General features: G+C 57.6%; 20 protein-coding genes, 2 tRNA genes and 1 pseudogene. 6 read left to right on the top strand and 17 right to left on the bottom strand.

Features of this window, described 5'->3' with window-relative positions; genetic code table 11:
* Nucleotides 1–47: 47 nt before the first annotated feature.
* On the bottom strand, nucleotides 48–776 hold the full coding sequence (locus P0Y58_04985) for a metallophosphoesterase family protein (GenBank protein WEK31555.1): 729 nt from the start codon (nucleotides 774–776) through the stop codon (nucleotides 48–50).
* 474 nt (nucleotides 777–1250) lie between these two features.
* Complete coding sequence (locus P0Y58_04980; protein ID WEK31554.1) at nucleotides 1251–1592, bottom strand: hypothetical protein; 342 nt, start codon at nucleotides 1590–1592, stop codon at nucleotides 1251–1253.
* A 338-nt stretch (nucleotides 1593–1930) separates the two neighbouring features.
* On the opposite strand from P0Y58_04980, the gene P0Y58_04975 reads away from it, so the two are divergent.
* Nucleotides 1931–2338: a sigma-70 family RNA polymerase sigma factor gene (locus P0Y58_04975; protein ID WEK31553.1), complete on the top strand. Its 408-nt coding sequence runs from the start codon at nucleotides 1931–1933 to the stop codon at nucleotides 2336–2338.
* Between the two features lie 113 nt (nucleotides 2339–2451).
* Here the strand turns inward: P0Y58_04975 and P0Y58_04970 are convergent, their stop codons facing one another.
* The 4 genes from P0Y58_04970 to P0Y58_04955 form a co-directional block, all read right to left on the bottom strand.
* Nucleotides 2452–3609: a YiiX/YebB-like N1pC/P60 family cysteine hydrolase gene (locus P0Y58_04970; GenBank protein ID WEK31552.1), complete on the bottom strand. Its 1158-nt coding sequence runs from the start codon at nucleotides 3607–3609 to the stop codon at nucleotides 2452–2454.
* 279 nt (nucleotides 3610–3888) lie between these two features.
* The gene (locus tag P0Y58_04965; GenBank protein WEK31551.1) at nucleotides 3889–4308 is read right to left on the bottom strand and encodes a hypothetical protein; all 420 of its coding nucleotides are present in this window, start codon (nucleotides 4306–4308) and stop codon (nucleotides 3889–3891) included.
* A gap of 253 nt (nucleotides 4309–4561) precedes the next feature.
* Complete coding sequence (locus P0Y58_04960) at nucleotides 4562–6229, bottom strand: hypothetical protein (protein ID WEK31550.1); 1668 nt, start codon at nucleotides 6227–6229, stop codon at nucleotides 4562–4564.
* A 550-nt stretch (nucleotides 6230–6779) separates the two neighbouring features.
* On the bottom strand, nucleotides 6780–8432 hold the full coding sequence (locus P0Y58_04955) for an NAD+ synthase (protein WEK31549.1): 1653 nt from the start codon (nucleotides 8430–8432) through the stop codon (nucleotides 6780–6782).
* Nucleotides 8433–8752: 320 nt separating this feature from the next.
* Between P0Y58_04955 and nadE the strand changes: the two are divergent.
* Nucleotides 8753–9058: pseudogene (gene nadE, locus P0Y58_04950) on the top strand (NAD(+) synthase).
* Between the two features lie 113 nt (nucleotides 9059–9171).
* Here the strand turns inward: nadE and azu are convergent.
* Nucleotides 9172–9621 (bottom strand): azurin, encoded by a 450-nt coding sequence (gene azu / locus P0Y58_04945; GenBank protein WEK31548.1) that lies wholly within the window; start codon nucleotides 9619–9621, stop codon nucleotides 9172–9174.
* Between the two features lie 350 nt (nucleotides 9622–9971).
* On the opposite strand from azu, the gene P0Y58_04940 reads away from it, so the two are divergent.
* Nucleotides 9972–10559, top strand: a complete 588-nt coding sequence (locus tag P0Y58_04940; protein WEK31547.1) for a TIGR00730 family Rossman fold protein — start codon at nucleotides 9972–9974, stop codon at nucleotides 10557–10559.
* Nucleotides 10560–10697: 138 nt separating this feature from the next.
* Here P0Y58_04940 and P0Y58_04935 read toward each other — a convergent pair whose 3' ends face one another.
* Both P0Y58_04935 and P0Y58_04930 read right to left on the bottom strand, forming a co-directional pair.
* Nucleotides 10698–13001 (bottom strand): YgiQ family radical SAM protein, encoded by a 2304-nt coding sequence (locus tag P0Y58_04935; protein ID WEK31546.1) that lies wholly within the window; start codon nucleotides 12999–13001, stop codon nucleotides 10698–10700.
* A gap of 505 nt (nucleotides 13002–13506) precedes the next feature.
* Nucleotides 13507–13770: a DUF3077 domain-containing protein gene (locus tag P0Y58_04930; protein ID WEK31545.1), complete on the bottom strand. Its 264-nt coding sequence runs from the start codon at nucleotides 13768–13770 to the stop codon at nucleotides 13507–13509.
* 612 nt (nucleotides 13771–14382) lie between these two features.
* Between P0Y58_04930 and P0Y58_04925 the strand changes: the two genes are divergently transcribed.
* Nucleotides 14383–16017, top strand: a complete 1635-nt coding sequence (locus tag P0Y58_04925; GenBank protein WEK31544.1) for an ATP-binding cassette domain-containing protein — start codon at nucleotides 14383–14385, stop codon at nucleotides 16015–16017.
* A gap of 171 nt (nucleotides 16018–16188) precedes the next feature.
* Here the strand turns inward: P0Y58_04925 and dnaB are convergent, their stop codons facing one another.
* From dnaB to rnr, 7 genes are all read right to left on the bottom strand, one after another.
* A complete protein-coding gene (dnaB, locus tag P0Y58_04920; GenBank protein WEK31543.1) occupies nucleotides 16189–17586 on the bottom strand; it encodes a replicative DNA helicase in 1398 nt (465 codons plus the stop codon).
* Between the two features lie 112 nt (nucleotides 17587–17698).
* Nucleotides 17699–18145, bottom strand: coding sequence for a 50S ribosomal protein L9 (gene rplI / locus P0Y58_04915; GenBank protein ID WEK31542.1), 447 nt, complete (start codon nucleotides 18143–18145; stop codon nucleotides 17699–17701).
* Between the two features lie 20 nt (nucleotides 18146–18165).
* Nucleotides 18166–19029 (bottom strand): hypothetical protein, encoded by an 864-nt coding sequence (locus tag P0Y58_04910; GenBank protein ID WEK31541.1) that lies wholly within the window; start codon nucleotides 19027–19029, stop codon nucleotides 18166–18168.
* Between the two features lie 33 nt (nucleotides 19030–19062).
* The gene (rpsR, locus tag P0Y58_04905) at nucleotides 19063–19293 is read right to left on the bottom strand and encodes a 30S ribosomal protein S18 (protein ID WEK31540.1); all 231 of its coding nucleotides are present in this window, start codon (nucleotides 19291–19293) and stop codon (nucleotides 19063–19065) included.
* A 28-nt stretch (nucleotides 19294–19321) separates the two neighbouring features.
* Nucleotides 19322–19747, bottom strand: a complete 426-nt coding sequence (gene rpsF, locus P0Y58_04900; GenBank protein WEK31539.1) for a 30S ribosomal protein S6 — start codon at nucleotides 19745–19747, stop codon at nucleotides 19322–19324.
* A gap of 305 nt (nucleotides 19748–20052) precedes the next feature.
* Complete coding sequence (gene rlmB, locus P0Y58_04895) at nucleotides 20053–20799, bottom strand: 23S rRNA (guanosine(2251)-2'-O)-methyltransferase RlmB (GenBank protein WEK31538.1); 747 nt, start codon at nucleotides 20797–20799, stop codon at nucleotides 20053–20055.
* Nucleotides 20796–23375: a ribonuclease R gene (gene rnr / locus P0Y58_04890; protein WEK31537.1), complete on the bottom strand. Its 2580-nt coding sequence runs from the start codon at nucleotides 23373–23375 to the stop codon at nucleotides 20796–20798. Before rnr ends, rlmB begins: the two co-directional genes overlap by 4 nt.
* Before the next feature lie 272 nt (nucleotides 23376–23647).
* On the opposite strand from rnr, the gene P0Y58_04885 reads away from it, so the two are divergent.
* Nucleotides 23648–23734, top strand: a tRNA-Leu gene (locus tag P0Y58_04885).
* 88 nt (nucleotides 23735–23822) lie between these two features.
* Nucleotides 23823–23909: transfer RNA gene (locus tag P0Y58_04880), tRNA-Leu, on the top strand.
* Between the two features lie 105 nt (nucleotides 23910–24014).
* Here the strand turns inward: P0Y58_04880 and P0Y58_04875 are convergent.
* Nucleotides 24015–25502, bottom strand: coding sequence for a porin family protein (locus tag P0Y58_04875; GenBank protein WEK31536.1), 1488 nt, complete (start codon nucleotides 25500–25502; stop codon nucleotides 24015–24017).
* Between the last annotated feature and the right edge of the window lie 61 nt (nucleotides 25503–25563).

The following is a 25563-nucleotide window of genomic DNA, read 5'->3' as shown; positions in this document are numbered from 1 at the left end:
GCGTCCAAAACAACAACCTCCTTGAGAGCGTTCGCTCCTAGAGGCGCTTAGATTTCAATGATGAAATCAGGTACAAAGCCGGGCTTTTCACCTGGATACCCTCTGGGGTTCGAAACGAGTCGACACCCCGTAACGACCGTGTCGACTGCGTGGTGGGTGTGACCAAAGATCCAAGCATCAGCCTCGGCTACCAAGTCGTGCCATAGGTTGTAATACGCTGCACCGAGATGGCCTTCATGACCATTACCAGCTACCTCAGGGATGGGGCAGTGATGTGTGATAACGACTGTTTTTCCCTCAAAATGCTTGGCCAGCTCAGTTGTAAGAAACTGGCGCGTAGCGATGTTGAGGCCGATAAGGTCAGACGGACGAAGCTTGCTGTAACCCTCCCCGGCGCGGATTCTCCTGAAATCGTTCATCCATTCGGCGCAATCCCTCATCGCCGCCTTGTAGTCTCCCGTCGAAGTGAAGTCCGTCCACCCTGTCGCAACCAGAAAGCGGATGCCGCCGACAATCAGGCTCTGGCTCTCCAAAACATGGACGTGCTTCGCCGCCGCTGTCTGCATCTTGATCAGCGTTTTCGAGATGTGCCCCTTGTAGTGCTCATGGTTGCCACAGACATAGATCACTGGGCACTTGAACGCTTCGTTGGCCCACGTTACACCGCGACTGCGCACCGAAATGTCACCCGCCAGTATCACCAGGTCGACCTCCGCCGTAGGCGGCTGGAAATCACAGAATTCGAGGTGCAGATCGGAGTAGACGAGAATCCTCATAAGCTTGCTCGCGCCCCGCTCGTTTCGGAATGGATCGCCTCTCCAAGGCTTCTCCGAAGGAAAGCCGGGCTAGCTCTATGGCTGCAGAGAAAAGACAACATCAAGGGTCGCTTCCTTGCTATACCCATCACCCAGAAGCAAATAGACAGTGCTCCGAGTCTCAAACATGCAGTGCTCCGGCTGAGAGACCGCATAGGTGGTTCGCACCCAGTGCCCAGGATCGAAACGTCGTTGACTGTCCTGAACAACCTCATGAGCAAGGATCACCATTGGCGGAACTCCTGCCGGCGATAGCTCACCTTCGTTTGCTACAACGTCGATCAGGATCCACCGCCTGACCAAACAGAAAGGTTTGCCAGGAAACCGCTGCTGGGCCGCATGCACGAGTCCTGCAGGATCACCACCCCACCCTTGCACCAGATCACCGGCTCCGTATAGGAAGGACATAATCTCTTCGAGAGAGGCAGCCATCACTCACCCCCTCGCGCTCGAGTAGACCTTTCCATCACGTGTAACAAACTCGTAGATGGTGTTCGGGTGACTGCCTTCCTGAATGCGGATTTCCGAGAGCACCTGCATGGAAAATTCATCCTGTTTCGTCATTGTCGGTGGTGCCATCAGCTGAACCTTGTTCACGCTCAGGAATTCCACCGCGTCCCCCTTACACAGCGAATCCACAGCCTCAACGCTCGAGACAATACGCATAGACGGCCCAAGGCACCCGTCGACAAAACCACTACCTTCAACGATGAAGTAATAAGAATCTGCATTCAGGCTCGCCGAATCCCAAAGCAAACGCAGGTGATCCGGCGCCAAAAATTGCCCCTGAAGATCAGTCCGCTTAGTCACTAACACAGCCGATACCCCGCTCACTTCTCGGGCTCTAAGCTAGTGTTAAGCCCATAAACAATTCATATAAATTGACAATTTTCCTTTAGACGGTGAGTGTCATCGCTCACAACTTTCCACGCACCAGTCGAGGGTGAGGCACGATATCACCAATTCACATTCACTGACTATATTTCATAGATGTGAATTTTGCGATGTGGCCTTATCCTTCCCTTTACGCGGAAGTCTTGATGCCCTCGCCCTACTCCCTCGCAGCAGTCCTGCGCACCGTGCGTGCTGCTCGAGGCCTATCTCAAGAGCAGTTGGTGAAAACGCTGGACGCCCGGCACCTGCACAATGTTGAGCACGGCTCGACGAACATGACGTTGAAGATGCTGGAAGGTATCAGCGGCCACCTTGACGTCGACCCCGTAGCACTCCTGGCAGCCGCTTCCAGCTTCGAGCGCCACGAGACCTTCGAAGAGTTCATGGCCTATCTATGGAACGAGCTCGAGAAGCTGCAGGAAATGAAGGTCATGGAGAACGTTCCAGGTCAGTTCACTGACGGCGTGCTAATCGCAGCCAAAGGCGGTAAACCCGCTACCTCGGCTGAAAAAATCAAAGCTGTCCTTGACTGCAAAGCCGGTGGGCTTACTCAGAAAGAGACGTCGGTGAAGCTGGGGATTCCTGCTTCCACCGTGCACAAGATCTGGCACCGGAATGGTGATCGGTAGACTAGGGATCGTCAGCCGCCGATTTGGATGGGATGCCGGACGCAAGCACTGCCCCTGCTTTCACAGGCAGGCCCTCAATCAACGGTATCGGCAGATGGATGGCGGATCAGTGATTAAACCATAGCCCTGGACAACGCTATTTTCGCAGGTAATCCAAGGTGGGGGTTCTCGATAACGGTTTGTCCCCTATCCAAAGGTTCCTTGATTTCCAGCATTAACTCCCGGGCTCCCTGCGCAGCCTCAGACATGCCTACGGATTCACAAGCGATGGCGATGTTGGTCAGCCGAATCCAAACTCCATTCATGAGATTTTGATAGAGCTTGAGGTGCTCCATCACAAAGCTTAAGCCAGTCGAAAGGTAGTTCTGGATGGAGTTATCGATGTTCAAGGTATGGCGCTTAGCCAAGCTATACTCCTTCCCTAGCTCTTGGCCGATGAAGCCCTCAAGATCGTCTGCAAGCCTCAGCTCAAGCGTCATCAAATCCGGCTGGTACCGAAACGGACTCGCCTGCATGTCATGGTTGAAATAGGTGAGGTAGTCATTTTCGTGCAGGAAGCCGACGACTATCTCATCAAGCTGTGGCCGCTTGATCAAGAGGTCAGCAACGTCGCTGATGGTCTGGATATCGAATACTGCCTTGAGCGCAAGATCTGATTCGACCAAGTCTCTGACTTTCGCCAACCACTCAAAAGTGTCAGCCGCATTTTTCTTGACTGGGTCGTTGGACATCGCGAAGTCAACCTCACCGGGGAGCACCTCCCGAACAATCCCTGGTACCCGTTCAAAAGCTTTGCATCTCGCGAGCTTTCCCGGCGTGCAGTAGTGAGGTGAGCCAAGGTTGATGAAGTCGTAGTCGATTTGCGTGTATGCCAAGGCAACCAAGCGCGAGCAGAACTGCTTCTTTGTGGACTCAAGCTTCATCAAGCGCCGTGGAAGCACGAGCATCGCCTCATCCAAGGCGTACAAAGAGCCCACCTGTGAGTGAGCGTAGTAACAGATCTGGTCGAGCTCGTGGTCGCTCAGCGGCTTCCGACTTCTAAGCACTGCGCAGTGGCTCGGCTTGTCCAGCATCAGCCTCTGAGCATTTTTTGAAAAGACGCCCTCTCTTACCGCTTCGATCATGGTGCCACCAACCCAGATCGCGGCATGCGAGAACCGAGATCCGGTACCCACCCTCACCCCTTTGCTCACAGCGGCTTTTTCAGCAGTAAGGATGATGTCGCCAGGCTTAAGCCGTGACCGCTCGATCGTGTATTTCTTTTCCATCATTTCCATCTCATGGTTAGGTCACCACGGCTCTCGCACGGATCAGATCGCGTGTGCCCCTAGCGCTCAACCGGGAAGCCCGCTGCGTCGTTCAGACCGGAAGTTTGGCCGTGTACACTTTAAATTGAGGGCAAAATACCACCCGTTCAAGCTGACCCATGAAATCGAAGCAACGAGCTTAACCGGGCCTCTGGACAGCATGATCGTGCCCTGGACACTGGTTGCAGAAGTTGGTCACTAGGCGGGTAACTGAACACCTAGTGCTAGCTGATCGCTTCAACGTCATTCTGCGAAGGCTTGCAGGCCCATGTCGAACATCCCGCCCGAGACAAGCAAGGTAATCAACATCTGCTTGTGCTCAGCAAAGAAGCTCCACTCCTCTAGCCCGATACCCACACCGATCAGCAGCGTCGTCATGAGCAAGAATCGCCAGGTCGGAGCAAACAGCCTGATCAACTTTGGAAGCGAGATGAGTTTGATGAACTCATCGACATGCTGGTTGTAGGCGCGTCCTAGAATGAAAGCGATCCCCATCAGAATTGCGCCTAGGCCAAGTGCCGTCCACTGCGTCAGCGGCAGCAAGAAAATTGCACCACCTCCCCAGAAAAGGCCCTTGCCAATCTTTGCTAGATTGCTGCTGTACTTCTCAGCCAGGCTCTCAAACCAAGGCATTCTCGGATCGATAAATGGAGCATTCTGCATGCGCTTCCTCGCAGGTATTCAGAGCGTCAGTCATGAGACCAGGCTAGATGGGCCGACCATCACCGCGCTGGACTCACCGTGGACATCCGCAATCAGCATACTGTACGGATGCACAGCACGCTCGCGAAAAAGGTTACAGCTTTTGACGAATGATCCTTGGATGACTGCATCGGCCTATGAGAGCTATCTCGGCCTTCGCCGCGCTCATATGGATACGTCGCTTATCCGGCGCAGCCGGCTCTCGTCCTATGTATCAGCCGCCGTGATCAAAAGCCTCCGGCGTCTCGGTGAGCGCCTCGCCTACGCTCCAACTATCATCAGGGTGCAATAGTGTAGTAATCGTAGAATCCTCTGTGGTGTAAACCTCAAACTTTGGCTGACCCTTAGCCTCAAGATCCGTATAGAACACATACTCAACGTTCGTAAATATGTGCGAAAGGCGCGGAGCTTCTATTGACTGACCAAACAGATCGAATTTTACACCTGCAGGTTCCGAAATACGGAGTGCAGAAAAAGCCCCCTGTTTTTCGAGAGATTCAAACGTACACCCCTCGGTGTAATCGAACTCACCCTTGCAAAGCATTTTAGAGTCTCGAGGACTAATCACAGCCCCCTCGATCAGCTTGTTGTACTTTCTCAGAATTGAGTAAGTATCCGGGCTCATCTCCGTGTTGAGCATCACAACAGGAGCATCGCAATTCACGGCGACCTTCCGCGCTAACTCAAGGTAGTGAATAATCCAGTCAATCCGCGAGTGGAACTCCTCACTGCCCTCAGCAGAACGCGAGTCGTATGGCACGAGCTGATTTTTTATCTCAAGCTCAAATACTAACCGACCTGTCGACAGGAGTTCTGCCGCTTTTAGCAAGCGGGAGAATCGTGGAAACTCTAGGATGTCCTTTCCACGCCAAGCATCGAGAGAAATCGAAATATCAAATTTCGTGTCTTGCCCATCATGGGAACAGTGCGCTCTGATAGCCACAAGACCTTCTAACGCTTTACCGTCAAACACTGTACGCAAAGTGCCAGAGGTGTAGTAGAATGTGAACGTATCTACGATCTTCTCACTGCCCTCCTCAGTCCGCACATAGAGGGTACCGGCCAACTCGCGCTTAGGTGCACCCATCGTTAGCGTACCCTTTTGGGTTCCTCGAGCCTTTTCGTGCAGCTGTTCTATTAGCTCGGATCCTTCCAATCTGAAGTGGTCACTCGGAATCACAAGCTCTCTGCCCTCTTCCAGGAGCGCTTTTTCCGCTGCAAGGTAGCCTTCAATCTTGTCTGTACCTTCGATGATCAGCTGCAGGTTGACCTCATCTCCAACAGGCTGAATGAAGTACTGGTAGTGACCGCCACTCTTGTTCACCTCAACCCGGAAACGTGGATCCAGGCTCTCCAGGCTAGCCTCGTACCCCTTAATCACCTCTGGAATAGGCGCATTGATCGGGTCGCCACTCATGTTCACGAACCGCTGAAGCAACTCCGCTGAGCCTTGGTTGAGCGCTGACTTCAACTCTTTCTCGGTAAAACTCTTCTGGTTGAGCTGCGCATTCGCTTTGATCTCAGCCTCGCGCTTCCACTGCCAGAGCTCATCAACGCTGTAGTTGTCCTTGTCAGCGTCAATGAGCCTCGAGTGGGTTTGACACATCCAGATCCCGTTGTCGAAATGCTTACGATCATCCGAGGTCTGCTCAGGGTCGTAGCGGGGGCCTAGCGGTGCAGCAGCTTTAATGTGACACGCAACGCCTAGGTTTACGACTCCGTCACCCGAAGCGTTGGCGCCATGGGTATTCACCGAGCAGCCAGGAAAGGCGCAAACATTTCCAACGCTATCTCGAAGTCGCTGGATGGTCTTGAGTGAAAAATCGTCCCGCTTGACGGTGACTGCCTTCAGTTCCTGTCCTTTTGTCTTTGACCCGCTCATGCACTCTCCTAGTGACGACTTCCGCGTTTCGATGTGCGGATGATGCTAGGAAATAGGTCGAATTGCGACAGTGCGACTGCCTGCAGAATTGAGCCTAGGTCGACATCGCACTAGAGGGCCTAGCAGCGCGCACAAGGCGTCGGATGCCGGAGCGAAGGGCTCTCAGACAGAACAGCGATGCTTGGTAGCGTATGGAGCCTGGATGGAGCTTTCAGCTGCATGTTCTGGCAGAGGATGGTGAATTTTCGCCCCACCATTCAAACGCTGCTCAGCACCAAACCTGAAAAACGTCGCGAATTCGCGCACCGCGCGGCTGCCTCTGATCTTGGCCTGTAGGCCTGCCTGAGACCACGTAGGACTAGACGTGGGATGAGACGGCTTGGTATCGCTTCGACCCGTGTAGGGCCAGCTTAGCCTTGGAGATCGGCTCGGAGAGGATTAGGGGAACCGTGTGTCGCTACGCCTGGCCCCATCGCGGATGGGGCTGGCTTACTGTCTTACTTTCCTTACTGACTTACTTACTTGCTGTCTTACTAGAGCCTTACAGTAATTACTCGCCAATACTCCACTTCGAAGTAATTGGATAACGACGATCTCGACCGAACCCTCTCTCGGTTACACGCGGGCCGACTGCAGCTTGACGTCGTTTATACTCATTTAGGTCAACGAGTCTAATAACCTTGTACACAACCTCTTTATCGAAGCCCTCTTCAATGATCGCATCTGCTGAATAGTCATGTTCAACGTAGAGACGCAGAATCTCATCCAGAACAGGATACGGAGGAAGCGAATCCTCGTCCTTCTGATCAGGCGCAAGTTCTGCTGATGGCGGACGATCAATCACGCGCTGTGGAATTACGTACCCAAGCGTGTTTCGGTACTCGCTCAGCTTGAACACAAGCGTCTTCGGAACATCTTTCAATACATCGAAGCCACCCGCCATATCACCATATAGCGTTGCATACCCAACAGCCATCTCACTCTTGTTACCAGTAGTCAGTACCAAGTAGCGTTTCTTGTTGGAGATAGCCATCAGAATCACACCACGGCAACGAGCCTGAAGGTTTTCTTCAGTGGTATCTTTCGCCAAACCTTCAAACTCTGGTGCAAGAGTAGCAAGGAATGCTTCAACCATCGGCTGAATTGGCATCACGCTATATTTCACGCCTAGCAAATCAGCTTCTTCTTTCGCGTCGTCCTGACTCATCTGTGCTGTGTAGTGATACGGCATCATCACCGCCTCTACATTCTCAGCGCCCAGTGCATCGACAGCCACAGCCAAACTAAGTGCCGAGTCAATACCACCTGAAAGACCAAGTACTACACCCTTAAACCCGTTTCGTTGTACGTAATCTCTCACGCCAGTTACTAGGGCTAGATAGACGCTGGCTTCGATGCTCAGTAGTTCTGACTTCTCGGCTGAGACAGGCGTAACTTTCTGACCATCGAGCTTAAAGTCAACTGCGTGCAGCCCCTCTTCGAAGGCCGGAGCACGCTGAACAACCTGGCCATCTCCATCGACAACAAAGCTGTTCCCGTCAAAGACAAGCTCATCCTGACCACCGACTTGGTTGACGTAAACCATCGGAATCGAGCACTCACTTGCTCTCTGAGCTAAAAGTTCTTCACGCTCAGCTTGCTTGCCTCTATGGAACGGCGAGGCATTCAGCGTCAGCATCAGTTGTGCACCGGCATTGCATGCTTGACCCAGCGGTTCAGGGAACCAAATGTCTTCGCAGATACCAAGTGCTATCTTGACTCCATATAAATCAACTACACATGGCTCACTACCAGGCACAAAGTAGCGCTTCTCGTCGAATACACGATAGTTCGGAAGCTGCTGTTTGTAATAACGCGCTACTTCTTGCCCATCCGCAAATATCCCGCAGCTGTTGTAACGACGACTTTGAAGTTCTTCGTGACCGGAGCCTTCCTCAACCCACGGGAAGCCGACTACGATCGCAATGCCTTGAGCAGCGCTTTTAACTTGCTCTAAAGCCTTCTCAATCCGATGTTGCATGCTGGTTCGCAGCAGCAAATCTTCCGGCGGATAGCCGCAGAGAGTTAGTTCGGGGAAAACGATAATTTGGGCATGGAGCTCATCACGGGCCTTCTTCGCCGCTTCGATGACCTTTTCGACGTTACCTTGAATATCCCCTACTCGGATATTCAACTGGGCCATTACCACTCTCAAACTCTGCATGGTTCCTCCTATGCCTTGAGCGGGACGGCAAGATGCAGCGCTGGGCCGGATGGGAGGGGTGGCGACCAGGATGGGGATCTGGGCTTCGGGAGGGAAGCTCAATGGTGGCCATTTACTCGGAGGCGGGAGCGGCATCTTGCGATACTCGTTCCCATTATGCCCTAACCTCATCGCTCCATTTCTAGACCGGGTATGGGCAGGTCAAAAAAATTTACACTTTTTTTTCTGGTTGTGCAGTTGTGATTTTTGCACAGATGCCTACCCTATATATAAGCCTTATAGAGATGTGTGTTGTGCACTTTATAGGGGGGTAGAAGGCTTTGGGCTTCTTTACCAAGTTTGGTGATGGCGCCTGCGACCTGGCGCCGCTGAGCGGGCTGGTGAAGAACCAGGTACGGGCCATTGCGCGCAGCTTTGGTGCGCCGGAGTCACTGGTGGAAAAGGTGCCGACTGCCGACCTGGAAGACCTGGAACCGGGCAAGCCTGACGAAGCGTCCCATGGCGTGACCTACCAGCAGATCGATGCCTTCCTGCATGGGTTGCCGGTTGATCAGGCAGCGTTTGACATCATCGTAGCTACCTACCGCAAGACCCAGCACAAGCGCGAACTGCCGTTCGCCCCCTAAAAGCTTCGCGGGGCAAGCCGCTCCCACAGGTCCGCCACTCCTTGATGAATGGTGATATCCCTGTGGGAGCGGGCTTGCCCCGCGAATGGAGGGCAAAGCCCTCCCTTACTGCATCACTTGACTACAACCTTGCCCTTCATCATCGAGATGTGGCCCGGGAAGGTGCAGAAGAAGCTGTAGTCACCACCGGCTTCCAGCTTGGTAGCGTCAAACTTCACTTCGGTTTCTTTGTCTGGAGCGCCGATCATCTTGGTGTGGGCGATGATCGCGGCGTTGTCAGCCTTGATGTAGTCCTTGTCCAAACCCTGGCTCATGCCTTCGGTGGCAATGCCCTGCATGTCGGCAGTCTTGCTGATCACCAGGTTGTGACCCATGACGTTCTTCGGCAGGTTGCCAGAGTGGGTCAGTTTGAGGGTGAACTCCTTGCAGGACTTGTCGACGGTGATTTCTTTGGTGTTGAAGGACATCTGGTCAGTCGAATCAACAGTCACCGAGCACTCGGCTGCAAAGACAGAGGCGCTGGCGAGGGTCAGCAGGGATACCGCTACAGCTTTCGCAAACATCATGAATCTCCTTGGCAGGGTTTTATCAATTGCGAGACTGCCTGAAACCGTTCAGCCCCTTTCTGATATGGGTCAAAGGGGGCGTCAAGTGGCCAGCCAGTAGAATTGTTCAATGGATTGTATACAACCAATCTAAGAGCACATCATGCCCTTTTAATAGACGATGGGACAACCTCTCATTTAGGAGCAATACCAAATGCCCATCTCTGCATTCATCAACAGCCTGCTCGCCGCCTACGCTCACGGGGCTACGGGCGCCATCTGCGAATTCTCCCGCCCGGAATGAACCCGGCCTTGGAAGCAACGGGCATGCGCCGTACCCTGTACAGCTCAGTGACAGGAGATGAGCAATGCCCGTACGTTCCGTTTGTGTGTTCTGTGGCGCCAGCATCGGCGCCAACCCAGCCTACCGTGAAGCAGCCGTGGCGCTTGGCCAGGCCATTGCCCGCCGTGGCCTGACCTTGGTGTATGGCGGTGGTGCGGTCGGCTTGATGGGTGTGGTGGCCGACGCGGCCATGGCAGCCGGAGGCGAAGTGGTCGGGATCATCCCGCAGAGCCTGCTGGATGCCGAGGTTGGCCATAAGGGCCTGACGCGCCTGGAAGTGGTGGATGGCATGCATGCACGCAAGGCACGCATGGCCGAGCTGAGCGATGCGTTCATCGCTTTGCCGGGTGGGCTGGGTACGCTGGAAGAGCTGTTCGAGGTGTGGACCTGGGGACAACTGGGCTATCACGCCAAGCCGTTGGGACTGCTCGATGTAAATGGCTTTTACGAGAAGCTGGGCGGGTTCCTCGATCATATAGTCGAGGAAGGCTTTGTACGGCCGCAGCACCGGGCGATGTTGCTGCTGGGTCAGCAGCCGGATGAGTTGCTGGACGAGATGGACAGCTTTGTCGCGCCGGTGGCGCCGAAGTGGGTCGACAAGAAGCCTGATTGAAGGCTGAAATCCATGGGACCGCTTTGCGGTCCATCGCAGGCAAGCCAGCTCCTACAGGGATTGCACATAGTCTGAGGCTTGCGCTGTACCTGTGGGAGCTGGCTTGCCTGCGAATGGGCCGCAAAGCGGCTCTCGAAATCAACGCGGGATGACGGGCTGACGCGGCTTCTTGCTGCCCTTGCCACCACCCTTGGCCGCTTCCTTGCGCTCCTTGGCCGCCTGCTGGTTACGCGCAAACGCATCGGCCTTGGCCTGCTCGCGCTTGTCCCACGGTTTGCTGCCATCGCTGGCACGCGGCGGCAGGCCGGTGTGCTGGGTAAGGATCTTCTGCTCCTTGCCCACCTTGTGGCTGCCCGCCGGGGTCGAGTTCTTGCGGCGTGCGCTCTGGTAGGTATCGGTCTGCGGCTGGTTCAGCGGGATCAGTTGGTGCTTGCCCGGCCCGATCAGGTCGGCGCGGCCCATGCGCTCCAGCGCTTCACGCAGCATCGGCCAGCCCTTCGGGTCGTGGTAACGCAAGAACGCCTTGTGCAGGCGGCGCTGCTCGTCGCTCTTGACGATCTCCACCCCTTCGCTCTTGTAGGTCACCTTGCGCAGCGGGTTCTTGCCCGAGTGGTACATGGCCGTGGCCGAGGCCATTGGCGACGGGTAGAATGCCTGCACCTGGTCGGCGCGGAATCCGTTGCCCTTCAGCCACAGGGCCAGGTTCATCATGTCTTCGTCGGTGGTGCCCGGGTGCGCGGCGATGAAGTACGGGATCAGGTACTGCTCTTTGCCCGCTTCTTTCGAATACTTCTCGAACATGCGCTTGAAGCGGTCGTAGCTGCCGATACCCGGCTTCATCATCTTGTCCAGCGGGCCACGCTCGGTGTGCTCCGGGGCAATCTTCAGGTAACCGCCCACGTGGTGGGTGACCAGTTCCTTGACGTATTCCGGCGATTCCACCGCCAGGTCGTAGCGCAGGCCCGAAGCGATCAGGATCTTCTTCACACCCGGCAAGGCACGGGCCTTGCGGTACAGCTCGATCAGCGAGCTGTGGTCGGTGTTGAGGTTTTCACAGATGCCCGGGAACACGCACGACGGCTTGCGGCAGTGCTTCTCGATCTCGTGGGTCTTGCAGGCGATGCGGTACATGTTGGCGGTCGGCCCGCCAAGGTCGGAGACCACGCCGGTAAAGCCCGGCACCTTGTCACGCATTTCTTCGATTTCGTGCAGGATCGACTCGTGCGAGCGGTTCTGGATGATGCGGCCTTCGTGCTCGGTAATCGAGCAGAAGGTGCAGCCGCCGAAGCAGCCACGCATGATGTTCACCGAGAAACGGATCATCTCGTAGGCCGGGATGCGCTCCTTGCCATAGACCGGGTGCGGGATACGCGCGTAGGGCATGCCGAACACGTAGTCCATTTCTTCGGTGGTCATGGGGATGGGTGGCGGGTTGAACCACACGTCCACTTCGCCGTGCTTTTGTACCAGTGCGCGGGCGTTGCCCGGGTTGGTTTCCAGGTGCAGCACGCGGTTGGCATGAGCGTAGAGCACGGGGTCGTTACGCACCTTTTCAAACGAAGGCAGGCGGATGACCGACTTGTCGCGGGTCATGCGCGGGCTGTCGAGAATCTGCACTACCTTGGCTTCGTTCGGGTCTTCCTGGTCGCCTTTGGCCTGCTCGATGGCACAGGCCTGGGTGTCCTGGGTGTTCACGTACGGGTTGATGATCTTGTCCACGCGGCCTGGGCGGTCGATGCGCGTGGAGTCGATCTCGAACCAGTCTGCAGGCGTGTCACGGCGAATGAACGCGGTGCCACGCACATCGGTGATGTGCTCGATCTTCTCGCCCTGGGACATGCGCTGGGCGACCTCGACAATGGCCCGCTCGGCGTTGCCGTACAGCAGGATGTCGGCGCTGGCGTCGATCAGGATCGAATGGCGGACCTTGTCCTGCCAGTAATCGTAGTGGGCGATACGGCGCAGCGAAGCCTCGATGCCGCCGAGCACGATCGGCACATGCTTGTAGGCTTCCTTGCAGCGCTGGCTGTACACCAGGCTGGCACGATCCGGGCGCTTGCCGGCCAGACCACCAGGGGTGTAGGCATCGTCAGAGCGGATCTTCTTGTCTGCGGTGTAGCGGTTGATCATGGAGTCCATGTTGCCCGCGGCCACGCCGAAGAACAGGTTCGGTTCGCCGAGCTTCATGAAGTCTTCTTTGGACTGCCAGTTCGGCTGGGCAATGATGCCCACGCGGAAACCCTGGGCCTCCAGCAAACGGCCAATGATGGCCATGCCGAACGACGCATGGTCGACGTAGGCGTCCCCGGTCACGATGATGATGTCGCAGGAATCCCAGCCGAGCAGATCCATCTCCTCCCTGCTCATTGGCAGGAAAGGTGCTGGCCCGAAGCATTCGGCCCAGTACTTGGGATAGTCGTAGAGTGGTTTGGCTGCTTGCATGTCAGTGACCGGTTCTGTTGTGCAGGGAAATCGCGGGCGCGGAATATAGCACAAATTTTGACCAAATCCGACTGTGTTCGTGGGGATTGGTGGGTGGGGCGACGGTTGGGGGGGCGGGTCGTCAGGTGGCTGGATTGGGGGTTGGAGCGCAGGCGCCGGGTGTTCGCCACAGCAGTTTCGGCGCCTATGAGATCGAGCGCCGCCCGCGCGGCGCTTCGCGGGGCAAGCCCGCTCCCACATCTGTTTCGGGCCAGTTACTCCTGCTTCCTCCGCACTCGCACCCTGGTGCATGGCTGGGAATTGCAGAAATGCAGAGGCGACACCTTCAATAGAGAAGGGGACACACAATGGGGCGCGCGCCAATGGCACAGGCGGGACTGGCCCGAAACAAATGTGGGAGCGGGCTTGCCCCGCGAAGCGCCGCGCGGGCGGCGCTCGATCTCACTGGCGCTGAAATTGTTGTGGCGAACACATGGCTGCCTTCATGCAACCTGAAGCCAGCCCCTCACTGCTTCATCCCCAACTCCGCATCATCCATCAGCGCCTTGGCCATCGCACTCAGATAATGCGCTGCCCAGAGCATCATCGGTTTCTCATCCATCAACCCCATGATGGTCAGCTCGCGCACATAGCCCATCAACTCCGAAGACTGCTCGCGGGCGTCTCTGCACGGGATGCCCGGCTCGATGCGAAACAGCGGATGGGTGCCGTTTTCACCTTGATAGAAAGTAGTTTTGCCGACGGTGTACTGGGTGTCTTGTGTTGTCATTGTTCAATTCCCTGAAAGTTCTCGGCTGCCTGGCCCGTGGCCTGGATCAGGGTGTCTTCAAGGGAATGAAAAGCGTGGGGTGGATCGGGGACAATTTTTAGCATGCTGTAGCTCTCTGTAGGTTCACAAGAGCCGCACTCATGACTTGCAGTGTGATGGGTGGCGGCCACGTACGGGTCTGCAAGACCGGACAGAGAACGAAAACCGGCAGGTTCGAAAACCTCCCGCACGCAGCCACCATCAAGCGAGCCCAATGGCGTGCCATTGGCTTACGGTGAACAACATTCGTTCCTGTGTCGGGCTTGCAGGCCCGGTCGCTGCTTTGGCAACGACAGGGCCAGACTAGGCCGCCCAGAAAACCACCGCAATGGCGCAAAGGCGGTAGGAAGCTATTTCAGAAACGGCCTACACGCAACGGGAAAAAACTGATAATCCCCTCGAAAACCGAGTCACAACGCCGACCATGGCAAGCCCCGCAGCCAGCTACATTTTCAAACAGTTGGCTGGCAGACAATCCTCCGAACTTACTGAAGGATAGAGGGCTCCTGCGGCTTGGCCCCTTCACACCTATCAGGCCCAGCTTCTTTTTTCTCGCAGAGTTCCCAGAGCCTTATGCACATCTTTTCAGGCATCCTCGCCGCCCTCAGCGCAACACTAGTCCTGAAAGTCGCGACCGTCGTACCTGCCCTGATCCTGGCCGACATCATTGACAACTTGTCCACCTCGGCCTCGTCTTCCCAGCTTCTGCTCGGTGCCTTCATATGCCTTGTCGCGCTGCAAGCCTCAATGACCCCTTTGCAAGCCTGGTGCCTGGCGCGGCTCTGCCAGGAGCGTGTGAGGCAACTCTCGATCCGCTGGTGCCGAGTATTGCTGGACAAACGCTTCGAGGCCTATGGACAACTCCATGGCGGAACACTGGTGAAGGTGCTGGATAGGGGGATTACAGCACAGGAGCGGTGGTTAGGCTTTCTGATTGGTTCGGCATGGCCGGTGATAGCCGAAGCGGCAGTGTTGATAACGCTCTTCGCATACATGGGAGCTACTTCGGTATTGATCGGCCTGGTCCCCTTGAGCCTGGCATATCTGTGGGCCAATGATCGTCTGGTGCGCTGGCGTCGTCCACATATCGAGGCGGTGAACGCGCGCGAGGATGAACTTGCGGAACAATGGGTGGACACATTCGCCAGCGCGGCAACGGTAAAGCTGGAGAAGGCCGAGGATGCGGCCATGCTCCCGGTCAACCAGACGCTCTCGGACTATGCCGATTCAGCAGTGCGGGTAGCCCGCAGTGGGGGCTGGGTACAGGGTTTGCGCACTTTGTTCATTGGCCTGGGCAGTGGTGGCTTGCTGATGTGGGGCATACATGATCAGTCATTGGCAACACCACAGCTAAGCCTGGGCGAGATGGTCGCACTCTTCACGTTGGTGAGTGGATTGCTGGCAGGGGTTGCGCAACTGGCTGAAGCCTGGCGATTGCTGGACCAGTTCCGGCTCGACAAACGCAAACTCGAACACTGGCTGCAACTCCCCCCGTTCGGCCCGACCCTACCAACCGACACGGGGTCCCACGACAAAAAAGCAGGCCTGAGCATCGACCCCTGCCACCTGAGCGCTCGGAACACACTTCAACTGCAACTCAAAGAACCCCTGGTACTGCACAAGGGCGAACGAGTCGCGCTGATAGGGCCCAGCGGATGCGGAAAGTCGACCCTCCTGCATACGCTCGCAGGCACGGTGTTCCAGTTGCGCAAGCATGTTCATCTAAACGGCAGATGCCTGGCTGCGCTTGACGCTGGTGAGCAGTTCAGCCGGTTGCGACTCTGCCCTCAGGATACGCACTTCATACCCGGCCTACTGCCCCGTGCGGTGCTGTTCGAGCGTACGCACGAACAGGCTCAAGTCGAGCGATGGCTTGAACGACTGGGCCTGAACAAAGATTGGTATGCACTTGACCTGGATGCACGCGCAGAATCCATTTCGGGCGGTGAGGCACGCAGGCTGACGCTGCTGCGCGTCCTTAATCAGCCAGGGGAATTCAATTTCTTTGACGAACCCACAGCGGGGCTTGATGCCGTCTCGGCTGAGCGTACTTGGGATCTGTTGTTCGAAGCATTCCAAGGGAAAGGGCTGATTTGTGTGACACACGATCAGAGTGCCCTGTCACGATTTGACCGGGTTATCACCCTGTGCGAAGGGCGGATCATCAGCCAGGTGCAGGTGGGGATCAGCGACCGTCAGAATGCTTGAGCTGGACACAGTTCATGAGAAGTGGCTCTCCAACTCAAGCTGTAAATGCTGGCGTGATCTGTGTGGGAGCGGGCTGGCTCGGGAACACGGGCGAAGCCCGTGCCATCCACAGCGGCGCCTGCTTCGCGGGCTTGCCCGCTCCCACAGAGTAACGGTCACGGCCTTTGGGAATTACTCGTCATCATCGAAGTTGTACATGCCCGGTGCGAGGTTCTCGAAGCGGGTGTACTTGCCGATAAACGCCAGGCGCACAAAGCCGATGGGGCCGTTACGCTGCTTGCCGATGATGATTTCGGCGATGCCCTTGTGCTCGGTCTCCGGGTGGTAGACCTCGTCGCGGTACACGAACATGATCACGTCGGCGTCCTGCTCGATTGCACCGGATTCACGCAAGTCGGAGTTGATCGGGCGTTTGTTCGGCCGCTGTTCAAGGGAGCGGTTCAGCTGCGACAGTGCAACCACCGGGCAGTTGAACTCCTTGGCCAACGCTTTCAAAGAGCGGGAGATCTCGGAAATTTCATTGGTCCGGTTGTCACCGGCGGAGCCTGGAATCTGCATGAGCTGCAGGTAGTCGACCATGATCAGGCCGATCTCGCCATGCTCCCGCGCCAGGCGGCGTGTGCGCGAGCGCATCTCCGAAGGGCTGATGCCCGCCGTATCGTCGATGAACAGCTTGCGATCATTGAGCAGGTTGACCGCCGAAGTCAGGCGCGGCCAGTCGTCGTCGTCCAGCTGGCCAGAACGAACCTTGGTCTGGTCGATACGCCCCAGGGACGAGAGCATACGCATGATCAGCGATTCACCTGGCATCTCGAGGGAGAACACCAGCACCGCCTTTTCGCTGCGCAGCACGGCGTTTTCCACCAGGTTCATGGCGAAGGTGGTTTTACCCATCGAAGGACGACCGGCAACGATGATCAGGTCAGCGGCCTGTAGACCGCTGGTCTTCTCGTCCAGGTCGGTGTAACCGGTGGAAATGCCGGTGATCTCGCTGTCGGAGTTGAACAACGTGTCGATCCGGTCGATAGCCTTGGTCAACAGTTCGTTGACGCCCACCGGCCCGCCGGTTTTCGGCCGCGCTTCGGCAATCTGGAAGATCTGCCGCTCGGCGTCGTCGAGAATTTCTTCGGCGTTGCGGCCTTGGGGGTTGAAGGCGTTGTCGGCGATATCAGTACTGATACTGATCAGCTGTCGCAGCGTGGAGCGCTCGCGGATGATCGCGGCGTAGGCCTTGATGTTGGCCACCGACGGGGTGTTTTTGGCCAGTTCCGCCAGGTACGCCAGGCCGCCGATCTGCGACGACACACCTTCCTTGTCCAGCTGCTCATGCAGCGTAACCACGTCGAACGGGTGGTTAAGGTCCACCAGCTTGTGGATGGCACGGTAAATCAGGCGGTGGTCATGCCGGTAGAAATCGCCATCCGACACTTGGTCCAGCACCCGCTCCCAGGCGTTGTTGTCCAGCATCAGGCCACCGAGCACGGCCTGTTCGGCCTCGATGGAATGCGGCGGCACCTTCAGGGCGGCGGTTTGCAGGTCAAGCTGTTCGGAGGTTGTTATCTCGTTCATGGCCACGAAAGAATTCTGGGGGACGAAAAAAACAAAGGGCACGGCCTGTAAAAACAGGACCGTGCCCGATGTTAACCGCCTGGCTCGCAAGGAGCCAGCCAGTTAGCGCAGCTTAGGCAGCTACGACGACCACGCGTACGGTGGCTTCAACGTCGCTGTGCAGGTGCACGGCTACGTCGTATTCGCCAACCTGACGGATGGTGCCGTTCGGCAGACGAACTTCAGCTTTGGCCACTTCAACGCCGGAGGCGGTCAGGGCGTCAGCGATGTCGTGAGTGCCGATCGAACCGAACAGCTTGCCTTCGTCGCCAGCGGTGGCAGTGATGGTCACTTCCAGCTCGGCCAGTTGGGCAGCACGGCTTTCAGCCGAAGTTTTCTTGTCGGCAGCTGCTTTTTCCAGCTCGGCGCGACGTTCTTCGAACGCAGCCAGGTTGGCGGCGTTGGCAACGGTGGCCTTGCCGAATGGCAGCAGGAAGTTACGGCCGTAACCAGCCTTAACTTTAACTTTGTCGCCCAGGTTGCCCAGGTTAGCGACTTTTTCCAGCAGGATCAGTTCCATTTGGTAAAACCTCTTAACTTTTAACCTTCACCGTTCGCGGAGTCATTCCCCTTGGGGGACTTGCGACCGCGAAAATCAATCAGGCTGTCGACAATGGCCAAAACCACCAGCAACGGATAAATCAGCTGCATGATCAGCGGGAGCGTCACGTACATGCCCACCAGCCAGAAACCGGCCAGTCGACCCTGTGCCACCAGCCCGTGCATCAAAGCGATGCCAGCCAGTACCAGTACCAGGCTCGACGCCGATGCCAGGACGATGAACTGCGGGCCGATAAACGGCGCCACCACCATCACTGCCACCAAGACCGCCATGGTCTGTTTCGGCAACTTCAGCTCGCGAAACTCGCGGCCGAAGCCTCCAGGGTTGTACAACGCTGCCTGCCAGTAGCGCGCCAGCATTAACGCCAGCACACTGAACAATTGCACCGTCACTGCTGTGGAAGCGACCAGCACAGGGCGGATCAGCTCACCGGAGAGCACCGGTTGCCCTTCGATTTTCGGCATGGCTTCGGCAAACGCCTTGGCCAGCACATCGAAGGTTTGCGCCAGCGCCAGATCAAGCACGAGGCTGAAAGCCACGGCGAACACGGCACTGACGGGCAACACCCGGCTCCAGGGATGCTCGGCACGCAACATGGCGGCCAGGGCAAGGGCACCCGCAATCACCAAAAAGGTGATGGGATCGCCCATGACCCACACGGCCAGCCCAGCCAGCAAGCCGCCGGCGATGACCGATGTAGCATCCTTGAACCCACGCCGCAGCAGCACAAGGCTGCCGGCAGCGGCACTCAACCAGAACAGCAGCGGCAGTACCGCGCTGATGACCACCACCAGGGTGGCCTGCACACGACCGCGCATGATGAAACTTGCTAACGCTCGCATGCTAATCCCTTACTGCTTGTCGACGACCCGGTCTCAGCGGCCGTGGCTGTCGGTGTAGGGCAGCAGGGCCAGGAAGCGGGCGCGCTTGATAGCGGTAGCCAGCTGACGCTGATAACGAGCTTTGGTACCGGTGATACGGCTTGGAACGATCTTGCCGGTTTCGGATACGTAAGCTTTCAGAGTGTTGAGATCTTTGAAGTCGATCTCCTTCACGTCTTCAGCAGTGAAGCGGCAGAATTTACGACGACGGAAGAAACGTGCCATTTAATAGGCTCCTCTAAAGGTCCGTGGATTACTCGTCAGCGTTATCGCTGGAGTCGCTGTCATTGCTGTCGTCGCCTTCGGCGGAGTCAGCATGCTCAGGACGCTCGCGACGCTCACGGCGCTCGCTGCGGTTCTCTTCAGCCTTCAGCATCTCGGACTGGCCGGTAACGGCTTCGTCGCGACGGATGACAAGGTTACGGATAACGGCATCGTTGTAGCGGAAGTTGTCTTCCAGCTCGGCCAGGGCCTTGCCAGTGCACTCAACGTTCAGCATCACGTAGTGAGCCTTGTGAACATTGTTGATTGCGTAGGCCAGTTGACGACGGCCCCAGTCTTCCAGGCGGTGGATTTTGCCACCGTCTTCTTCGATCAGCTTGGTGTAACGCTCAACCATGCCGCCGACTTGCTCGCTCTGGTCCGGGTGAACCAGAAAGATGATTTCGTAATGACGCATGAATGCTCCTTACGGGTTAGTAGCCTGCCAGGAAATCTGGTCAGACAAGGAGTGAATGACACTGTATGTCTTGCACGGAGGGGAGGCACATATGCGCCTGCCAGCTCGGCAAGGGGCGCAATTGTAGAGAAGCCAAGGCGCACAAGCAAGGTAATTGGTGATTATTTGAACAGCCTGAAACATATTCTCAGGCTACCGGCCCTTTCGCGGGCACGCCCGCTCCCACAGAGATCCCACAGCCTTGAAGACAGTGAAAATCCTGTGGGAGCGGGCATGCCCGCGAAAGGGCCAGCACAGGCTGAAGATCAGCGCTTGGCCTGGCGCTGGCGCACGGCCTCGAACAGGCAAACCCCGGTCGCCACCGACACGTTCAGGCTGCTGACGCTACCGCCCATCGGCAACTTCACCAGGAAGTCGCAATGCTCGCGGGTCAACCGGCGCATGCCTTTGCCTTCCGCGCCCATGATCATCACCAGCGGCCCGGTCAGGTCCTGCTGATAAATCTCCTGCTCGGCCTCGCCGGCAGTACCGACCACCCACAAGCCACGCTGCTGCAGCTTCTCCAGCGTGCGCGCCAGATTGGTCACGGCCACCAGCGGAATCACCTCTGCCGCGCCGCAAGCCACCTTGCGCACCACAGGTGTCAGGGTTGCCGACTTGTCCTTGGGCACCAGTACCGCCGTGGCACCGGCTGCGTCAGCCGTGCGCAGGCACGCTCCAAGGTTGTGCGGGTCGGTGACACCGTCCAGCACCAGGATCAGCGGCGGCGTTTCGGTGCGCTCAAGCAACTCTTCGAGCATCAATTCGCCCCACACCTGGCTTGGGCTGACCTCGGCGACCACGCCCTGATGCACGCCCTCGACCCAGGCATCCATCTCGCGGCGCTCGGCCTGGCCAACCGCCACGCGATTTTCCGCAGCCAGCGCCAGCAGCGTCTGCAGGCGTGGCTCGCTGCGCCCTTCCGACAGCCAGATCTGCTTGACCCGCTTAGGATGGTGCTGCAGCAACGCCTGCACGGCATGCACGCCGTAGATCTTTTCCAGCTGACTCATGACTTGCTCTTGCTCTTGCGTGGCGCACCGGACTTCGGCGGGCCTTTACGATGCTTGGTCGGTTTGCCGGTGCCGGAGGGCTTGCCGCCTTTATCCGGCTTGCTGCCGGCGCCGCTGCGAGCGTCGGTCATCAACGCCTTCTTCATTTCGCGGCTTTTACGCACGTCGGCGTTACGCTGTACGGCGTCTTTCGGGAAGTACGCTTCAGAGGCTTCGCTCTTGCGGCTGCGCGGCTTCGGCGTGGCTTTCGCTTCGGTTACCGGCTGCTGCTCAACCTTGTCAGTTGCTGGCGCGGCACCACGCTGCTTGCGGCCGATCGGGGCAGCCAGCGTCTTGTCGGCCACTTCGAAGTCGATCTTGCGCTCGTCCAGGTCAACACGCATGACCTTGACTTCAATCGTGTCGCCCAGGCGGAAGCTGCGGCCGGTGCGCTCACCGGACAGGCGGTGGTGGACCGGGTCGAAGTGGTAGTAGTCGCCCGGCAGCGCACTCACGTGCACCAGGCCTTCTACATAGATATCCGTCAGCTCGACGAACAGGCCGAAGCCGGTCACCGCGGTGATCACACCCGGGAAGGTTTCGCCCACGCGGTCCTTCATGTACTCGCACTTGAGCCAGTTGACCACGTCACGGGTGGCTTCATCAGCCCGGCGCTCAGTCATCGAGCACTGCTCGCCCAACTGCTCCAGGGTGTTCTCGTCGTACGGGTAGATGCGCGCCTTGGGAATGCTCATGGCGCCGGCACGTTTGACGTGCGGGGTGTCGACCTTGGAACGGATGATGCTGCGGATAGCGCGGTGCACCAGCAGGTCCGGGTAACGGCGGATCGGCGAGGTGAAGTGGGTGTACGCCTCGTAGTTCAGACCGAAGTGGCCGTTGTTCTCGGTGCTGTACACCGCCTGGCTCAGCGAGCGCAGCATCACCGTCTGGATCAGGTGGAAGTCCGGGCGCCCGGCGATGCTCGCCAGCAGAGCCTGGTAATCCTTCGGCGACGGGTCCTTGCCCTTGTGCAGGCTCAGGCCCAGCTCGCCAAGGAAGGCACGCAGTTTTTCCAGGCGCTCCGGCGGCGGGCCGTCGTGCACACGGTACAGGGCCGGCACGCCGTGCTTCTGCAGGAACTCGGCGGTGGCCACGTTGGCCGCCAGCATGCATTCCTCGATCAGCTTGTGGGCCTCGTTACGCACGGTCGGGCGAATTTCCGCGATCTTGCGCTCATCGCCGAAGATGATGCGGGTTTCCTGGGTCTCGAAGTCGATGGCACCCCGGGTATGACGGGCATCCAGCAGCACCTTGTACAGGTTGTACAGGTTCTTCAGATCCGGCACGACCTCCTTGTACTCGTCGCGCAGCGCCTTGCCCTCACGGGTGCGAGCGTGTTCAAGCATGCTGCTGACCTTGTTGTAGGTCAGGCGAGCGTGGGAGTGGATCACGCCTTCGTAGAACTGATAGTCGACCATCTGGCCGGCTTTGTTCATGGTCATTTCACAGACCATGGCCAAGCGGTCGACGTGCGGGTTCAGCGAGCACAGGCCGTTGGACAGCTCTTCGGGGAGCATCGGCACCACGCGCTCGGGGAAGTACACCGAGTTACCGCGCTGCTGGGCCTCGACGTCCAGGGCCGAGCCCAGGCGCACATAGCTGGACACGTCGGCAATAGCCACATACAGGCGCCAGCCACCGGAGAACATGCGTAGCTTGCCCAGCGGCTCGCAATACACCGCGTCATCGAAGTCGCGGGCATCTTCACCGTCGATGGTGACGAACGGCAGGTGGCGCAGGTCGACGCGCTTCTCTTTGTCTTTGTCTTCGACTTCGGAGCGGAACTTGCGCGCTTCCTTGACCACAGCTTCGGGCCAGACGTGCGGAATGTCGTAGCTGCGCAGGGCAACGTCGATTTCCATGCCCGGCGCCATGTAGTTGCCGATGACCTCGACCACATCGCCTTGCGGCTGGAAGCGCGGCGTTGGCCAATGGGTGATCTTGATCTCGACGAACTGGCCGATCTTCGCACCACCATTACGACCGGCGGTCACCAGCACTTCTTGCTGGATCTTCGGGTTGTCCGGGGTCACGTAGCCGATGCCGCCTTCTTCGAAGTAACGGCCGACCACGCTTTCGTGGGCACGGGAGATGACCTCGACGACCACGCCTTCTCGGCGGCCACGGCGGTCGGTACCGGACACTCGCGCCAGCGCGCGGTCGCCATCGAAGGCCAGGCGCATCTGCGACGGGCTGAGGAACAGGTCGTCGCTGCCATCATCGGGGATGAGGAAACCAAACCCATCGCGGTGGCCGGAGATACGGCCGCAGATCAGGTCGAGCTTGTCTACCGGGGCATAAGTGCCGCGCCGGGTATAGATAAGCTGGCCGTCGCGCTCCATCGCACGCAGACGGCGGCGCAGGGCTTCGATCTGGTCTTCTTCATACAGACCAAACTCTTTCGCCAGCTCCTCGCGCGCAGCGGGTTCGCCACGGTCGGCAAGGCGCTGCAGGATCAGCTCACGGCTGGGAATGGGGTTGTCGTATTTTTCCGCTTCGCGAGCGGCCTCGGGATCGAGGGATTGCCAATCGGCCATCAGAAGGGGTTCACCTTGGGGTATATAGATATGAATTCTGGCATAGGCCTATTGAAACCGGAAATGTCTGGCTTGGACAGCCCCCGCTGCGGTGCATAGACAGCAGTATTAGGCCTGTGGAATCAACGGGTTGAATTTTTTGAATTTTTTTTTGATTGGGGGCTTTACAGCCCTGGGGAGCGTCCGTATAGTGCGCACCACAACGACGGACAACCCCGAAGTTGTAGTAGAGATGAACGGCGCTGTAAAGCATCTTTTAATCTCGAATGTGTGCCCAGGTGGCGGAATTGGTAGACGCGCTGGTTTCAGGTATCAGTGACCGCAAGGTCGTGGAAGTTCGAGTCTTCTCCTGGGCACCAAATATTTTCAAGTAACAGATGACCAAGGATCTGTTACTACTGTGTGAAAGCTGACGATAGTCGCCTTCAACAGATGATGCAAAGCTTTGCCCAGGTGGCGGAATTGGTAGACGCGCTGGTTTCAGGTATCAGTGACCGCAAGGTCGTGGAAGTTCGAGTCTTCTCCTGGGCACCATACAAAAACCCACTAGCTTGCTAGTGGGTTTTTTCTTGCCTGCGATTTACCCCCTGCCGCCGTTCGTGGCACAAGGCCGCGCCTACAGGGGCCGTGCAAACCTGTTCAGAAGGTTTTCTCGAATTTGAGTGCTACCTCAGTCTGCCGATAGGCATACGCCCAGTCGATGCTGCTGTCATTGACCGTGCGCTTCACATACAGGTTGGGCACCACGCTGGCAACGGCAAACCGTGGCATGCCCAGGTTGGCGATATAAATCTGCTGCCGGTCCCTGCGCAAACCACCCAGAAAAGCATCTTCCTCGTCGTAGCGGGTTTCCCGGTACAAGGCCGTGAGGCTCAGGCTTACGCCCACGTCGAACATGCGGTACACGCCCAGGTTACCCATGTATTCGCGGTTACTGGCCGAGGCTTCGGCCTGCGTGCGTCGGGTGTAAGTAATGCCGCCAAACACCAGGGTGCGGCTGTCGAGCAAGTACGAAAGCGACCCGCCCAGCGTCCGTTCGTCGAAATCATCGAAATAATCGCGCTGCTCGCCCTGAAAGCGAAAGTGCTTGTACTGCCCGACCAGGCCTGTACGCCAGCGATCGGTCAGCGCGTACTTCCACTCCCCTCTCATGCCGCTGGCCTGGTACTTGGTGTGGTGGTTGCTGTAGTAGGTTTCGAACAATGGTGTGAACGACGCGTCATGCAGCGCGCTGAGGTAGTTGTAGCCGGCATACAGCACGCTGGTGTTTTCGTCGTACCAGGTTTGCGGTGCCTCTTCGCTGTGCCGGTGGTAGTCATTGCCATAGCTGAGGCCGCGCACCAGCAGGTGGTGGTTACCGCTCAGCTGCAGGCGGCGCTCGGCAGCCAGGTCGTAGACCAGACTGGATGATTTGATCGGGTCAGGCATCTTGCGGCTGTAGTCCACGCACTCAAGGACGAAGCACACCTGAGTGGTGGTGAGCATGCCGTTGCCCTGGTTGATATTGCTGTTGTAGCCAAAGCCTGCCGATAGCGACCCGTGCCAGCTGTCGCGCTCGTCCAGGGCGTGCTGGTAGCCCTGCAGAATGGGCAGTACCGCCTCCGGCAGTTCGGCCAGTTTCACTTCATCGAAAAGCGCCTGGGCCTCTGCAGACTGGTTGTCCTCGAACAGGGTCCTGGCCAGTTCCAGCTTGGCCCGCACATGCCCGGGCTCCAGCGCGATGGCCTGGCGAAGGGCTTCGATAGCACGCCCATGCTCACGCTGCTGGCGCGCCAGCATGCCCTCGGCAAGGTACACCAACGCCTCTTCATGCCCAGCCAATTGCCGATAGCGCGCTACAAATTGCCTGGCTTTTTCCCATTGCTGAAGGTTGAGCGCCACATAGATGGCTGGCCCCAGGTCTTGCAACGTGTTTTGCACATTGTAGGTCTGGCCTTCGATGGTAATCAGCGAGGCATCATGCTCGGCAGGGTCGGCCCTGGGCACATGGGTGCGTTCACGTTCATCGACATTTCGGTCGATCTTGTTCAACAGTTGCCGGGTATCGTCTTCATCAGCGAGCAGTGCCGGGCACTGGGTGGCCAACAGGCACAGCGAGAGAATGCGCAAGGACGCAGAACGCGACATGGGATAAGTCCAGCCAGGAAATGACAGCAGGAAAAGAGGGCGCTATGCGCCCTCTCCTTTC

Source organism: Candidatus Pseudomonas phytovorans (assembly GCA_029202525.1).
In the GTDB taxonomy this organism is placed as follows: Bacteria; Pseudomonadota; Gammaproteobacteria; order Pseudomonadales; family Pseudomonadaceae; genus Aquipseudomonas; species Aquipseudomonas phytovorans.
Note: the sequence above shows the minus strand (reverse complement) of the source record. Positions and strands in the feature narration are given on the sequence as shown.

What these genes read in the sequence shown, in the direction of transcription:
- P0Y58_04960 (WEK31550.1), bottom strand. Translation starts at nt 6,229, where the DNA reads ATGAGCGGGTCAAAGACAAAAGGACAGGAACTGAAGGCAGTCACCGTC.
- azu (WEK31548.1), bottom strand. Translation starts at nt 9,621, where the DNA reads ATGTTTGCGAAAGCTGTAGCGGTATCCCTGCTGACCCTCGCCAGCGCC.
- P0Y58_04965 (WEK31551.1), bottom strand. Translation starts at nt 4,308, where the DNA reads ATGCAGAATGCTCCATTTATCGATCCGAGAATGCCTTGGTTTGAGAGC.
- P0Y58_04985 (WEK31555.1), bottom strand. Translation starts at nt 776, where the DNA reads ATGAGGATTCTCGTCTACTCCGATCTGCACCTCGAATTCTGTGATTTC.
- P0Y58_04930 (WEK31545.1), bottom strand. Translation starts at nt 13,770, where the DNA reads ATGACAACACAAGACACCCAGTACACCGTCGGCAAAACTACTTTCTAT.
- dnaB (WEK31543.1), bottom strand. Translation starts at nt 17,586, where the DNA reads ATGAACGAGATAACAACCTCCGAACAGCTTGACCTGCAAACCGCCGCC.
- P0Y58_04955 (WEK31549.1), bottom strand. Translation starts at nt 8,432, where the DNA reads ATGCAGAGTTTGAGAGTGGTAATGGCCCAGTTGAATATCCGAGTAGGG.
- P0Y58_04875 (WEK31536.1), bottom strand. Translation starts at nt 25,502, where the DNA reads ATGTCGCGTTCTGCGTCCTTGCGCATTCTCTCGCTGTGCCTGTTGGCC.
- rpsF (WEK31539.1), bottom strand. Translation starts at nt 19,747, where the DNA reads ATGCGTCATTACGAAATCATCTTTCTGGTTCACCCGGACCAGAGCGAG.
- P0Y58_04940 (WEK31547.1), top strand. Translation starts at nt 9,972, where the DNA reads ATGCCCGTACGTTCCGTTTGTGTGTTCTGTGGCGCCAGCATCGGCGCC.
- rpsR (WEK31540.1), bottom strand. Translation starts at nt 19,293, where the DNA reads ATGGCACGTTTCTTCCGTCGTCGTAAATTCTGCCGCTTCACTGCTGAA.
- P0Y58_04970 (WEK31552.1), bottom strand. Translation starts at nt 3,609, where the DNA reads ATGATGGAAAAGAAATACACGATCGAGCGGTCACGGCTTAAGCCTGGC.
- P0Y58_04935 (WEK31546.1), bottom strand. Translation starts at nt 13,001, where the DNA reads ATGCAAGCAGCCAAACCACTCTACGACTATCCCAAGTACTGGGCCGAA.
- rnr (WEK31537.1), bottom strand. Translation starts at nt 23,375, where the DNA reads ATGGCCGATTGGCAATCCCTCGATCCCGAGGCCGCTCGCGAAGCGGAA.
- rplI (WEK31542.1), bottom strand. Translation starts at nt 18,145, where the DNA reads ATGGAACTGATCCTGCTGGAAAAAGTCGCTAACCTGGGCAACCTGGGC.
- rlmB (WEK31538.1), bottom strand. Translation starts at nt 20,799, where the DNA reads ATGAGTCAGCTGGAAAAGATCTACGGCGTGCATGCCGTGCAGGCGTTG.
- P0Y58_04910 (WEK31541.1), bottom strand. Translation starts at nt 19,029, where the DNA reads ATGCGAGCGTTAGCAAGTTTCATCATGCGCGGTCGTGTGCAGGCCACC.
- P0Y58_04925 (WEK31544.1), top strand. Translation starts at nt 14,383, where the DNA reads ATGCACATCTTTTCAGGCATCCTCGCCGCCCTCAGCGCAACACTAGTC.